This is a genomic window from Pseudomonas sp. 51_B, from assembly GCF_017491595.1.
Taxonomy (GTDB): domain Bacteria; phylum Pseudomonadota; class Gammaproteobacteria; order Pseudomonadales; family Pseudomonadaceae; genus Aquipseudomonas; species Aquipseudomonas promysalinigenes.
Genome location: NZ_JAFGYW010000001.1, coordinates 327,029 through 340,966 on the forward strand (window position 1 = coordinate 327,029; position 13,938 = coordinate 340,966).

A 13,938-nucleotide genomic window follows, 5' to 3' on the forward strand; every position below is an offset into this window, starting at 1 on the left:
ACCCGTGGACCTGCAGTTTCTAGGCACCTCGTCAGGGGTGCCGACCAAAAGCCGAAATGTCAGCGCCACCGCCGTGATCGAAGCCAGTGGCAAGCACTGGTACCTGGTCGATTGCGGCGAAGGCACCCAGCACCAGTTACTGCGCAGTTCGCTCTCGGTGCGTGATCTGCGCGCCATCTTCATCACCCATGTGCATGGCGACCATTGCTTCGGGCTACCGGGGCTGCTAGCCAGCGCCGCGATGGGCGGACGCAGCGAACCGCTCGACCTGATATTGCCGGCCGCCCTGCATGCCTGGGTGCGCCTGGCCCTGAGCGCAAGCGATACCCACCTGCCGTACCCACTGCGCTTGTTGCCGGTCGAGCAAATGGCCCCGTGGCGAAGCGCCCAGGTGCAGGTCAGCGCCGTACCTTTGTCGCATCGGGTTGCAAGCGTCGGCTTTGTGTTCACCGAACTGAACCCGGAGCCTCGCCTGGATGTTCAGCGGCTGGACGCTGAGGGTATCCCGCGCGGGCCATTGTGGGGCCACCTGGCCAAAGGGCTGACGGTGGAGCATGCCGGGCAGCGGCTTGAAGCCTGTGATTACCTCAAAGCCTCGCGACCACCGCGGCGGATGATCGTATGCGGTGACAATGACAACCCGGGGTTACTCGCCGAGGTTGCCAGGGACGTCGATGTGCTCGTACATGAGGCGACCTACACCCAACCCATCGTCGAGCGCAACGGCAACTCCTTTGGCCACAGCACGGCGGCGGCGGTGGCGCAGTTCGCTGAGACGGCGGGCGTGCGCAACCTGGTATTGACGCATTTCAGCGCTCGCTACCAAGCAGACCCCAAGCGCAGCCCGTGCATCGACGATGTGCGTGAGGAGGCGCAAAAGTACTACTGCGGCCACCTGACCTTGGCGCGGGACCTGCAGCGCTACCGCATCGGTCGCGATGGTTACCTGCTGCCAGTGATGGTTTGAAGAGCCAAGCTTCGAACGTCGGCAAGATCGTCTCGGTTCAGCCAAGGGCCTTGCAAGAGCGCCGCGGGTGCGGCGCGCGATCTGCAACCGAGTAACATGCTCGACACCCTCAAGCAGTCAAGCAGCCAGCCGTCCACTGGCAATCGCTTGCGACGCCGCCAGCATCGCCCGCAGCAGCACTGCGCAGCCCGCTGCCAGGTCCTCGGGTGTGGCGTTCTCGATTTCGTTGTGGCTGATGCCGTTTTCGCAAGGTACGAAGATCATCCCCGCCGGCCCCAGTTCGGCCAGGAAGATCGCGTCATGCCCTGCCCCACTGACGATGTCCATATGCGCAAGGCCTAGCGCCTGGGCCGAATCGCGCACGGCATCGACACACCCGCGGTCGAAATACAACGCCGGGAAATCGGCCGTAGGCACCAGCTCGTGGCTCAGGCCATGCTTGGCACAGGTTTCTTCGATCACCGTACGCACCTCGGCGATCATCGCATCCAGGTGCTGGCCCTCCAGGTGGCGAAAGTCAAGAGTCATGCGCACTTCACCCGGGATCACATTGCGCGAGCCGGGGTAGGCCTGCAGGCAACCGACCGTGCCGCAGGCATGGGGTTGGTGCGCGTGGGCGGTGCGGTTGACCGCCTCCACCACCGCAGCGGCCCCGACCAGCGCATCCTTGCGCAGGTGCATCGGGGTCGGGCCGGCGTGGGCTTCTACGCCGCGCAAGGTCAGGTCGAACCACTTCTGCCCCAATGCGCCAAGCACGACGCCGATGGTCTTGGCCTGATCTTCCAGAATCGGCCCCTGCTCGATGTGCGCCTCGAAGTAGGCGCCGACTGGGTGGCCAAGCACCGCTCGCTGGCCAGCGTAGCCGATGGCGTTGAGCGCCTCACCTACCGTTACACCCGCGGCATCACGCTTGGCCAAGGTGTCTTCGAGGGTGAACTTGCCGGCAAAAACCCCTGAGCCCATCATGCAAGGCGGGAAGCGCGAGCCCTCTTCGTTGGTCCAGACCACTACCTCCAACGGGGCCTCGGTTTCGATACCCAGGTCATTGAGCGTACGCAACACTTCCAAGCCCGCCATCACCCCGAAGCAGCCATCGAACTTGCCGCCTGTTGGCTGGGTGTCGATATGGCTGCCCGTCATCACCGGCGGCAGCTTAGGGTTACGTCCCGGTCGGCGGGCAAAGATATTCCCCACTGCATCGACGCTGACGGTACAGCCGGCCGCCTCGCACCACTGAACGAACAGGTCACGCGCTTGACGGTCCAGGTCAGTCAGCGCCAACCGGCACACGCCGCCCTTGGGCGTAGCGCCCAGGCGGGCGAGGTCCATCAACGACTGCCAAAGGCGTGCGCTGTCGACGTAGCGCTCGTTTGAGTTCAATACGTGCTGGGATTGGCTCATGGTGTTTCTCCTCAGGCATTTTTATTGGTTTGAACGGGCACGATCTCTGCCCTGCGTACCGCCACGCTGCCCAGGGCGTAATACAACGCGCCGCCCAACAGCGATCCGGTGAACCAGCCATAGTCGTAGAACCAGCTGAAACTGCTGTTGCCAATGGCCAGAATGGTCAGCCCTACCGGCAAGGCGAAGGCAGCAAAGCCGGCCCAGTTCCAGGCCGGGTACACGTCATCGCGGTACAGCCCGGCCAAGTCCAGCTGCTGGCGGCGGATCACGAAGTAATCCACCACCATGATTCCGGCAATAGGCCCGAGCAGGCTGGAGTACCCAAGCAACCAGTTCGAGTACACGCTTTCAAGGCTAAGGTCAGATACGATCCAGCCGAGTTTCTTCAGCAGTTCATGGCTCATCAGCGCCAGGCCGATGAGGCCGGTCAACCACACCGCCCGGCTGCGCCCGATCAGGCGTGGGGCGATGTTCTGAAAGTCGTTGGTTGGCGAGACGATGTTGGCGGCAGTGTTGGTCGAAAGCGTTGCGATCACGATCAGCGCCATTGCCAGTGCAACCCAGCCGGGGCTTTGAATTTTGCCGATCAGGCTGACAGGGTCCGATACCGTTTCACCCACCAGCGAGGCCGAAGCAGCCGTCATCACCACGCCCAGCGATGCGAACAGGAACATGGTCAACGGCAGGCCGAAGATCTGCCCAAGAATCTGATCCTTCTGGCTTTTGGCATAGCGGCTGAAGTCGGGAATGTTCAGCGACAAGGTCGCCCAGAAACCCACCATGGCGGTGAGCCCGGCGCAGAAGTAACCCACTACGCTGGCCCCTTCCGGGCGCTTGGGTGGCTGCGCCAGCAGTTCGGTCATCGACATGTGCGGCAAGGCCCAGAACAGCAGGCCGAAACCGACCGCTACCAGCAGCGGTGCCGACAATGTCTCGAGCCACTTGATCGACTCAGCGCCGCGCAGTACCACCCACAGGTTCAGGGCCCAGAAGATCATGAAGCCGATCACTTCGCCAGTGCCGGCCAGCGCCCTCCAACCTTCGAAGATGGAGCTCAGGAACAGGTGGATGGCCAAGCCGCCGAACAGGGTCTGGATGCCGAACCAGCCACAGGCGACAACCGCACGAATCAGGCAAGGCACGTTGGACCCCAGTATGCCGAACGATGAACGCAGCAGCACCGGAAACGGGATGCCGTACTTGGTGCCTGGGAAAGCATTGAGCGTTAGCGGAATAAGCACGATGAGGTTGGCCAGCAGAATCGCCAGCAGCGCCTCACCCACGCTCAAGCCGAAGTAGGCCGTGAGCACACCGCCGAGGGTGTAGGTGGGCACACAGATGGACATGCCCACCCACAGCGCGGTGATGTGCCACTTGTTCCAGGTGCGTTGATGCACCTTGGTCGGGGCGATGTCATGGTTGTAGCGGGGGCTGTCGAGGACATCGCTCCCTGCGGCCAGTTCGAACAGGCCTGCCTGCTCGACCACTTGCGATCTGCTCTGTTGCATGGGGCCTTCTCCAGATTTTTTCTAGTTGTCTGCTCATCGGGCTAACGCGATGGCCGGAGTACACACACCACCAGTACTGCTCCTCCGGTCCGGCCTGGCGCCTGGGCCGTACTCAAATAGCGTGCCGGTTTGGCTTACGCCTACCCGGCCGGCCGCCGCCAACAGGAGGTAAACAACTGATCTGCAATGATTAATTCGAAGGCAGCTGAGGGTTAGGGGGCTCTCCCGGGCTCCGCTCACGCCGCCGACTGCCGCTCGGCCTGGCTGGTACAGGTTTCAAACTGGTGCAGGGCTTTTTTTCATCGGCGCACCCCGCGCCGCCATGCCAGGAATCAAGCAGCTGATTTTGCATGGAAAATCTTGACCAATTTGGCTTCTTGTCAAGTGCGTCAAAATGGTGAAAGGGCTCACCATTTTGGGGATTTTTGATTTTAATCCTTATTAATCAATTAGATACGACAAGAATAAGCTTATAAATTATTTTCTTGAACAATCCCGAATCAGCATCTAAATTCCAATCTTGTCAGGCCTGACAGGATTAAAACTTCCATCGGCCATTGGCACATAACAACTTCAAGAACCGGCAAAGACCGGTCAGCCTGCGAGGAAGACGGCATGTCCCTGTTGATCCGTGGCGCCACCGTAGTTACCCATGAAGAGAGTTATCCAGCCGATGTTCTGTGTGTCGATGGCCAGATTCGCGCCATTGGCAAAGACCTCGAGGCGCCTACCGACTGTGAGATCCTCGACGGCAGCGGCCAGTACCTGATGCCGGGCGGCATCGACCCGCACACCCATATGCAGCTGCCCTTCATGGGCACGGTCGCCAGCGAGGACTTCTTCAGCGGCACCGCGGCCGGGCTGGCCGGAGGCACCACCTCGATCATCGATTTCGTCATCCCTAACCCGCAGCAGTCGCTGCTCGAAGCGTTCCATACCTGGCGCGGATGGGCCCAGAAGAGTGCGTCGGACTACGGCTTTCACGTCGCCATCACTTGGTGGAGCGAACAGGTCGCCGAGGAAATGGGCGAGTTGGTGAGCCAGCATGGGGTCAACAGTTTCAAGCACTTCATGGCCTATAAAAACGCCATCATGGCGGCTGACGACACCCTGGTGGCCAGCTTCGAGCGCTGCCTGCAACTGGGGGCAGTGCCTACGGTGCATGCCGAGAACGGCGAGCTGGTCTACCACCTGCAGCAGAAGCTGCTGGCGCAAGGCCTGACCGGGCCTGAAGCCCATCCACTGTCGCGGCCTTCGCAGGTCGAAGGGGAAGCGGCAAGCCGCGCTATCCGTATCGCCGAAACCATCGGCACGCCGTTGTACGTGGTACACATCTCAAGCCGTGAAGCACTGGATGAAATCACCTACGCTCGGGCCAAGGGCCAGCCGGTGTATGGCGAAGTGCTGCCCGGCCACCTGCTGATCGACGACAGCGTCTACCGCGACCCAGACTGGGCAACCGCTGCCGGTTATGTGATGAGCCCGCCTTTCCGCCCCCGCGAGCACCAAGAAGCGCTATGGCGCGGGCTGCAGTCTGGCAACCTGCACACCACGGCGACCGACCATTGCTGTTTCTGCGCAGAACAGAAGGCCATGGGCCGCAATGACTTCAGCCGCATTCCTAACGGCACCGCAGGCATCGAGGACCGCATGGCAGTGTTGTGGGACGCTGGGGTCAACAGCGGGCGCCTGTCGATGCACGAATTCGTCGCCCTGACCTCGACCAACACCGCCAAGATCTTCAACCTCTTTCCGCGCAAAGGCGCCATCCGCGTGGGCGCCGACGCCGACCTGGTGCTATGGGACCCTCAGGGCACCCGCACCATTTCCGCCCAGACCCACCATCAGCGGGTCGACTTCAACATCTTCGAGGGCCGCACCGTTCGCGGCATCCCCAGCCATACCATCAGCCAGGGCAAGGTGCTCTGGGCCGATGGCGACCTGCGTGCCGAACCGGGTGCCGGTCGGTACGTGGAGCGCCCTGCCTACCCCTCGGTATACGAAGTACTAGGCCGACGCGCCGAGCAACAGCGCCCGACCCCCGTACAGCGCTGATTGGCCCTGCATTGCCGTACCGGCCCCAAGAGGCCGGGCGGCGCCGTATTGCCGTTGACTGCCACAACCAAAAGAACAGAGAGGCTACAACCGTGATCGATGCCCTGAACCACTTGCCCCGCCCCAGCGCAGGCAGCGCCGCCCTGGCCGAGCGCTTTACCGACCTGGCCCCGCCGCTTACCCCTCGCCAAGCGGCCGTGGAGAGCGCTCGCTGCCTTTACTGCTACGACGCCCCTTGCGTCAACGCCTGCCCGAGCGAGATCGACATCCCGTCGTTCATTCACCGCATCAGCGATGAAAACCTGCAAGGCGCTGCCGAACGCATCCTGTCGGCCAACATTCTCGGCGGCAGCTGCGCCCGTGTCTGCCCCACCGAAATTCTTTGCCAGCAGGCCTGCGTGCGCAACAACGCCCAGGAGTGCGCGCCGGTGCTGATCGGCCAACTGCAACGCTACGCGCTGGACAACGCCGGGTTCACTGAGCACCCCTTCAAGCGCTCGCCCACCACCGGCAAGCGCATCGCCGTGGTAGGCGCCGGCCCCGCTGGGCTTTCCTGCGCTCACCGGCTGGCCATGCATGGCCACGACGTGGTGGTGTTCGAAGCCTCTGACAAGGCCGGCGGCCTCAATGAGTACGGCATCGCCCGCTACAAATTGGTGGATGACTACGCCCAACGCGAGGTGGAGTTCCTGCTTGGCATCGGCGGCATTGAAATGCGTCACGGCCAGCGCCTGGGGGCCAACCTCGCCCTGGGAACGTTGCGCGAGCAGTTCGACGCAGTGTTTCTGGGCCTTGGCCTGAACGCGGTGCGCCAGCTTGGCCTGGCCGATGAGCAAGCTCCTGGCCTGCTCGGCGCCACCGCCTACATCCGTGAACTGCGCCAGGCCGACGATCTGGCACAATTGCCACTGGCCGAGCGCTGCCTGGTGATCGGCGCCGGTAACACTGCCATCGACATGGCGGTGCAGATGAGCCGCCTGGGCGCGCGCGACGTCAATCTGGTGTACCGCCGTGGTTATGCCGACATGGGCGCCACCGGTCATGAGCAGGACATCGCCAAGGCCAACCAAGTGCGCCTGCATACCTGGGCCCGCCCAGAGCAAGTGCTGCTGGACGACCAAGGGCGCGTGCGCGGCATGCGCTTCATGCGCACCGAGCTGGTCGATGGCCAGCTACGCGATACCGGCGACGCTTTCGAGCTGGCCGCTGACGCCATTTTCAAAGCGATTGGCCAAGGCTTCGACGACACCAGCCTGTGCGACCCGGTTGCCGCGCAGTTGGCCCGGGACGGTGAACGCATTCGCGTAGACGAAAACCTGCGCACAAGCCTTACCGGGGTATATGCCGGTGGCGACTGCACGGCACTTGGCCAGGACCTCACCGTCCAGGCGGTGCAACACGGCAAGCTGGCCGCCGAAGCCATCCATGCCCAACTCATGCTCAACGTGGAGGCTGCATAAATGGCCGACCTGTCCATCGAATTCGCCGGTATCAAGGCACCTAACCCCTTCTGGCTGGCGTCTGCGCCACCGACCGACAAAGCCTACAATGTGGTGCGTGCCTTCGAGGCAGGCTGGGGCGGTGTAGTCTGGAAAACCCTCGGAGAAGACCCGGCCGCAGTCAACGTGTCATCACGTTATTCGGCGCATTACGGCCCCAATCGTCAGGTACAGGGAATCAACAACATCGAGCTGATCACCGATCGGTCGTTGGAGATCAACCTACGCGAAATCACCCAGGTGAAGAAGGATTGGCCCGATCGCGCACTGATCGTATCGCTGATGGTGCCGTGCGTGGAGGAGTCGTGGAAATTCATCCTTCCCCTGGTTGAGGCCACAGGTGCCGATGGCATCGAACTGAACTTCGGTTGCCCCCACGGCATGCCTGAACGCGGCATGGGTGCCGCTGTGGGCCAAGTGCCTGAATATGTCGAGATGGTTACCCGTTGGTGCAAGCTGTATTGCTCGCTGCCGGTGATCGTGAAACTCACCCCCAACATCACCGACATCCGCCAGTCGGCTCGTGCAGCCCATCGCGGCGGCGCGGACGCGGTGTCGTTGATCAACACCATCAACTCGATCACCAGCGTCGACCTGGAGCGCATGGTCGCCCACCCCATCGTCGGCGACCAAAGCACTCACGGCGGTTATTGTGGCTCTGCGGTCAAGCCGATTGCCTTGAACATGGTCGCTGAGATAGCCCGTGACCCGCAGACACATGGCCTGCCGATCTGTGGCATCGGCGGTATTGGCAACTGGCGCGACGCCGCCGAGTTCATCGCTTTGGGCAGCGGTGCGGTACAGGTGTGCACGGCGGCGATGCTGCATGGTTTTCGCATCGTCGAAGACATGAAGGACGGCCTGGCGCGCTGGATGGACCAGCAGGGGCACCGCAACCTCGATGCGTTCCGCGGGCAGGCGGTGGGGCACACCACCGACTGGAAGTACCTGGACATCAATTACAAATCCATCGCCCACATCGACCAGCAATCGTGCATCGGTTGCGGCCGTTGCCATATCGCCTGTGAAGATACCTCGCACCAGGCCATTGCCAGTACCCTGAGGGGCGATGGCACGCATATCTACAGCGTGATCGAGGACGAATGCGTGGGCTGTAACCTATGCCAGATCACCTGCCCGGTGGACAACTGCATCGAGATGGTCGCCCAAGACACCGGCAAGCCTTACCTGAACTGGACCCAAGACCCGCGCAACCCCTACCGCGAGGCCAGTTGAGGGAAGCCAGTGGATGGGGCCAGTTCACGGCCCCATTTCACTCAGGGTTGCAACCCTATGCCACGCAAGATGACCGAAGTGACCGTCTGCACCGCACGCTCGAAGGCCGAGTCGGACAGCGGCTCACCTTCGTTGAGCAGCGCCACCTGGTAGCCGAAATCGGCGTAGTGCTGGGTCGATGCCCAGATCATGTACAGCAGGGCCGACGGCTCCACCGGCAGAATACGCCCCTGCTCCACCCAACGGCGTATCTTGTCTTGTTTGAGCCTGGCCCAGGGCACCAGGTTTTCCTCGAGGCTGCACCCCAGCACAGGGGCGCCATGGAGCATTTCTTCAGCCCAGATCCTAGAGCCCAGCGGGCGTGAGCGTGAATGGCCCATCTTGGCGCGGATGTAGCTGGTCAGCACCACGCGCGGGTCGTCGAAGTTCTCGAAGCACAGCGCGTCCTGCTTCCACACATCCAGCAAATCTTGCAACACCGCGCGAAACAGTTCGTCCTTGGTACTGAAGTAGTAATGCAGGTTGGAACGCGGTAACTCAGCCTGTTCGGCGATATCACCCATCGAGGTGGCGCCATAGCCTTTTTCGGCGAACACCTTTTCGGCAGCCACGAGAATCTTCTGGATATTGCGTCGACGGATCTCGATCTTGTGGTTAGCCATCAGGCGTCGGCCGTCCATGCATCCAGCCCACCGAAATTGAGTTCGATGTCGTTCAGTTGCCGCTCACGACCACGCACGCTCATGGGTGCTCCTTGCCGAATGGGATTGGCGTAGTCTACGCCGCAATTGCCATGGGATTGAATCACGGGGCCCGAAATAGCCTGCCAGCGTACCGGCCCCGCCACGACCCGCCGATGCCTGCCATTGGCAGCGCTGCGTCTGATCTGGCGGGACGGCCGCTCAGCCATGCCGCACTCAGCCCGTACGCGCCCGGTCACGGGCCGGGCACCGCGCCTGAAGCAGGTTCAGGGCAGAATTGATGATGCCGATGTGGCTGAATGCCTGAGGGAAGTTGCCTAGCATGCGCTGCTCGCTTGGGTCGTATTGCTCGGCCAGCAAGCCCACGTCGTTGCACAGGCCTGAGAGTTTTTCATACAGCTGCTGAGCCTCGGCCTCGCGTCCGAGCAGCACGTACACATCGGCCAACCAGAACGAACAGACCAGGAAAGTACCCTCACCCGAGCTCAGCCCATCGCCGCCTTTCTCGCTGTCGTAGCGCAACAGCAGGCCATTGTTCAGCAGACGTTGTTCGATCTGCGCAAGAGTACGCAGAAACCTCGGGTCGTCCGCTGGCAGGAAGCCGGTGAGTGCGATCTGCAGAAGGCCTGCGTCCATTTCGGCCGAGCCATAGGCCTGGACGAAATACTGCCCGCTGGCATCCAGCCCGTTGGCACAGACGTCACGATGGATCTCATCGGCCACCTCTCGGTAGTGGCGTGCATGCTCGCTGCTCTCTTCCGTGGTATCGGCAAGCCCGGCTGCGCGATCGAAGGCAACCCAGGCCATGACCTTGGAATGCACGAAGTGCTGGCGACCACCGCGCACCTCCCAGATGCCCTCGTCGGGCTCGCGCCAGATGCGTTCGACGTAGGGCAGGATCATCCGCGAGATCGCAGCGCTGCGCGGTAGCCGCGGCAGCCCGCCCTTGATCGCCTGGGTCATGGCGTCGGCCAGCTCGCCGAAGATATCCAACTGCACCTGCGCCGAAGCCGCATTGCCAACCCGCACCGGCTGGGAGTGTTCATAGCCAGCCAGCCAAGGCAAGGTGTATTCCTGCAAATCCCTTTCGCCCGCCAGCCCGTACATGATCTGCATCTGTTCGGGGTTGCCGGCAACCGAGCGTAGCAACCATTCGCGCCAGGCCTGGGCTTCGTCGAAGTACCCCAGGTTCATGAAAGCCAGCAAGGTCATGGTGGCGTCGCGCAGCCAGCAGAATCGATAGTCCCAGTTGCGCTCACCGCCCAAGCGCTCGGGCAGTGACGTGGTCACGGCAGCAACGATGCCACCGGTAGGGGCGTAGGTCATTGCCTTGAGGGTCAGCAGCGAACGCCGCACCCGGTGCGAGTAAGACCCCAGATCCGGGCAGCGGTCAGCAAAGGCTTGCCAGTGAGCCAGTGTATGCTGCAGAGCCTGGTCGATGTCGCAGTCCGGCTGCACCGGCAGGTGCGAGGGTTGGTGCCGCAAGCTGAACACCTGACGCTCACCTGCGCACACTCGAAAGCGGGCGACGGTATGGTGGTCAAGGCCATGGGACGCCACGCTGCTGGTCAACAGCAGACGGTCAGGCCCGGCCACGGCGCTCAGCGTAAGCGGGTCGAGCTTTTCGACCCACGGCACACTACGCCCGTAGTCGAAGCGCATCACTAGGTCCATCTCGAAGTGCGTCTCGCCGGCCAGGCCTTCGACGATGCGTACCACCGAGTTGACTTCGTCGAGCGGCATGAAGTCGAGCACCCGGGCCCGGCCACCGGCGGTATGCCAAGTGGTTTCCAGCACCAGGGTGTCGCCCAGGTACTGGCGGCTGACCTGCTCGACCGTGTCACTGGGCGCCAGGCGCCAACGGCCGTTCTGTTCATTGCCAAGCAGAGCGGCGAACACCGCTGGGGCGTCGAAGCGCGGCAGGCAAAGCCAGTCGATGGAACCGTCGCGGCTCACCAGGGCGGCGCTGCGGCAGTTGCCGAGCAGCGCATAGTCTTCAATGTGGGCGGGCATTGCTTCTCCTTGATCGGATTACCCTAAGGTGTGCCACTCACGCTTGTCGCGCGTCAGTAATTCATTGCCAGCTTCGGGGCCGTCCTCACCTGCCGGATATTCATGCACCTCGCCGCCCTGGGCCCAGGCATCGAGAAAGGGCTGAACCGCTCGCCAGCCGTTTTCGATGTTGTCGGCCCGCTGGAACAGGGTCTGGTCGCCGGTCAGGCAGTCATAGATCAGCGTTTCGTAACCGGTGGCTGGGGTCATCTTGAAGAAGTCTTTGTAAGCAAAGCCCAACTCGACATTCGCCGTCACCAGCTCAGGGCCCGGGCGCTTGGCCTGCAGGTCGAACCACATGCCTTCATTGGGCTGAATCTGGATCTTCAGGTAATTGGGTTTCGGCCGCTCAAGCTCCGACTCTCGGAACTGCGCGTAGGGCGCCGGTTTGAAACAGATGGCGATCTCGGTGTCACGCACGCTCATGCGTTTGCCAGTGCGCAGGTAAAACGGCACCCCTGCCCAGCGCCAGTTGTCGATCATCACCTTCAGCGCTACATAGGTTTCGGTCTGGCTGTCTTCGCTGACATTGCTTTCCTGGCGGTAGCCTGGCAGACGTTTGCGACCCTGCTTACCTTCGGTGTATTGACCACGCACGGAGTGCTTGAGCGCCATCTTGGTCGACCAAGGGCGAATAGCGCCGATCACCTTGGCCTTCTCACTGCGCACCGCATCGGCGCCAAAGGCCGCTGGCGGCTCCATGGCGACCATCGCCAGCAGTTGGAACAGGTGGTTGGGCACCATGTCGCGCAACGCGCCAGTGTTGTCGTAGAAGGCCCCTCGGGTTTCCACCCCGACCGTCTCGGCAGCGGTAATCTGCACATGGTCGATGTAATGGTTGTTCCAGAACGACTCGAACAAGCCATTGGAAAAGCGGCTGACCAGGATGTTCTGTACGGTTTCCTTTCCCAGGAAATGGTCGATGCGGTAAATCTGCCGCTCGCTCATGACCTTCAACAAACGGGCGTTGAGCGCCTCGGCACTGGCCAGATCGGTACCGAAAGGCTTTTCCACCACAAGCCTGCGAAAACCACCGCCGGCCTCGTCGAGCAAGCCGGCCTGGCTCAAATGCTCGGCAACATCGGGGAAGAAACGCGGCGAGGTGGCCAGGTAGAAAATCGCATTGCCATGGCTGGTCTTGTCGATGCGCTTGGCCAGCGCGGTATAAGTGGCAGGGTCGAGAAAGTCGCCCGTCTGGTAGTCCAGGCGTTTGGCAAGCCGCGCCCAAAGCTTTTCATCCAGGCATTTCACACTGCCCTCGCCTTGCTCGCGCGCTCGCATGAAATCATGCAGGCGCTCGGCGAATTCCTCACCGGTAGCAGGGTTGTGGTCGACGCCAACGATCTTCAGGTTACGGTCCAGCAAACCATCGCGGCTGAGGTTGTAAAGCGCCGGCATCAGCAAGCGTTTTACCAAGTCGCCATTGGCGCCAAATAGGAACAATGTGCAAGGTGGAGCGGCGGGGACGTTCTGTTTGCTCATCAGTCTTTTTTCTCGACGTGACCACCAAAGCCCAAACGCATGGCCGACAAGACCTTGTCGCCATAGGTACCCTGTTGCTGACGCGAGCGGAAGCGGGCGAACAGTGCGCTGGACAGCACAGGCACAGGCACCGCCTGCTCTACGGCCGCGTCGATCGTCCAACGGCCTTCGCCACTGTCGGAAACCGAGCCACTGAACTGCGACAGCTGAGGGTCCGCCACCAGGGCATCGGCGGTGAGGTCGAGCAGCCAGGAGGTCACGACACTGCCGCGGCGCCACACTTCAGCGATTTCGGCCAGATTCAGGTCAAAGCGCTGAGTCTCAGGCAATTGATCCCCGCCCTTGCTGCGCAACAGGTCGAAACCTTCGGCATACGCTTGCATAAGGCCGTATTCGATGCCGTTGTGCACCATCTTCACGTAATGCCCGGCGCCCGGAGGGCCGGCGTGAATGTAACCGTATTCGGCACGGGCGTGCTCACCGCTGCGGCCATGGGTGCGCGGGATATCACCAACCCCCGGCGCCAGGGCTTTGAACAAGGGTTCAAGCCGCTCGAACACGTCCTTTTCACCGCCGATCATCATGCAGTAACCACGGTCCAGGCCCCACACGCCACCGGAAGTGCCGACATCCAGGTAGTGCAGGCCGCGCTTGGCGAGCTCTTCGGCGCGGCGCATGTCGTCTTTGTAGAAGGTATTGCCACCATCGATGATCGAGTCCCCTGGTTCAAGCAGCTCGGCCAACTGGGCGATTGTCTGCTCGGTAGGTTCGCCAGCCGGCAACATCACCCAAATCGCACGCGGCGCCTTCAGCTTTTGCACCAGCGCGCCAAGGTCATGGGCACCCTGGGCGCCTTCGCCTTCCAGCCCGACCACGGCGTCACGGTTGCGGTCATGCACCACGGTGCGGTGGCCGGCGCGCATCAGCCGCCTCGCGATGTTGCCGCCCATGCGGCCCAGCCCGATGATTCCCAATTGCATGAGCCGATGCTCCCCTGTCGAAATGATTGATGAACGCAGTTCAACGTTTCAGGT

General features: G+C 62.1%; 11 protein-coding genes. 4 read left to right on the plus strand and 7 right to left on the minus strand.

All coding sequences use genetic code 11. From position 1 onward, the window contains the following. The first annotated feature begins 4 nt into the window (after positions 1-4). Positions 5-967 (plus strand): ribonuclease Z, encoded by a 963-nt coding sequence (locus tag J5M56_RS01550; RefSeq protein WP_207869254.1) that lies wholly within the window; start codon positions 5-7, stop codon positions 965-967. Between the two features lie 117 nt (positions 968-1,084). Here the strand turns inward: J5M56_RS01550 and J5M56_RS01555 are convergent, their stop codons facing one another. Then, on the minus strand, positions 1,085-2,368 hold the full coding sequence (locus tag J5M56_RS01555; protein ID WP_207869256.1) for a Zn-dependent hydrolase: 1,284 nt from the start codon (positions 2,366-2,368) through the stop codon (positions 1,085-1,087). An 11-nt stretch (positions 2,369-2,379) separates the two neighbouring features. Continuing rightward, positions 2,380-3,879: an NCS1 family nucleobase:cation symporter-1 gene (locus tag J5M56_RS01560; protein ID WP_186476858.1), complete on the minus strand. Its 1,500-nt coding sequence runs from the start codon at positions 3,877-3,879 to the stop codon at positions 2,380-2,382. 615 nt (positions 3,880-4,494) lie between these two features. Here J5M56_RS01560 and hydA point away from each other — a divergent pair. The 3 genes from hydA (at position 4,495) to preA (ending at position 8,669) form a co-directional block, all read left to right on the plus strand. Continuing rightward, on the plus strand, positions 4,495-5,934 hold the full coding sequence (gene hydA / locus J5M56_RS01565) for a dihydropyrimidinase (RefSeq protein ID WP_060479373.1): 1,440 nt from the start codon (positions 4,495-4,497) through the stop codon (positions 5,932-5,934). Positions 5,935-6,026: 92 nt separating this feature from the next. Beyond that, entirely contained in the window at positions 6,027-7,394 is a 1,368-nt protein-coding gene (locus J5M56_RS01570; protein ID WP_207869259.1) for an NAD(P)-dependent oxidoreductase, read from the plus strand. Next, positions 7,395-8,669 carry an NAD-dependent dihydropyrimidine dehydrogenase subunit PreA gene (gene preA / locus J5M56_RS01575; RefSeq protein ID WP_207869262.1) on the plus strand — a complete coding sequence of 425 codons (1,275 nt, stop codon included), beginning with the start codon at positions 7,395-7,397 and terminating at the stop codon, positions 8,667-8,669. Positions 8,670-8,710: 41 nt separating this feature from the next. Here preA and J5M56_RS01580 read toward each other — a convergent pair whose 3' ends face one another. From J5M56_RS01580 to gnd, 5 genes are all read right to left on the minus strand, one after another. After that, positions 8,711-9,331, minus strand: coding sequence for a TetR/AcrR family transcriptional regulator (locus J5M56_RS01580; RefSeq protein ID WP_060479376.1), 621 nt, complete (start codon positions 9,329-9,331; stop codon positions 8,711-8,713). Then, entirely contained in the window at positions 9,331-9,477 is a 147-nt protein-coding gene (locus J5M56_RS01585) for a hypothetical protein (RefSeq protein WP_207869264.1), read from the minus strand. The genes J5M56_RS01580 and J5M56_RS01585 overlap by 1 nt, the downstream gene beginning before the upstream one ends. A 109-nt stretch (positions 9,478-9,586) precedes the next feature. After that, positions 9,587-11,383, minus strand: a complete 1,797-nt coding sequence (locus tag J5M56_RS01590; protein ID WP_207869266.1) for a glycoside hydrolase family 15 protein — start codon at positions 11,381-11,383, stop codon at positions 9,587-9,589. An 18-nt stretch (positions 11,384-11,401) separates the two neighbouring features. Continuing rightward, positions 11,402-12,904: a glucose-6-phosphate dehydrogenase gene (zwf, locus tag J5M56_RS01595; RefSeq protein WP_060479378.1), complete on the minus strand. Its 1,503-nt coding sequence runs from the start codon at positions 12,902-12,904 to the stop codon at positions 11,402-11,404. Next, positions 12,904-13,884 carry a phosphogluconate dehydrogenase (NAD(+)-dependent, decarboxylating) gene (gnd, locus tag J5M56_RS01600; protein ID WP_060479379.1) on the minus strand — a complete coding sequence of 327 codons (981 nt, stop codon included), beginning with the start codon at positions 13,882-13,884 and terminating at the stop codon, positions 12,904-12,906. Before gnd ends, zwf begins: the two co-directional genes overlap by 1 nt. Positions 13,885-13,938: the final 54 nt, after the last annotated feature.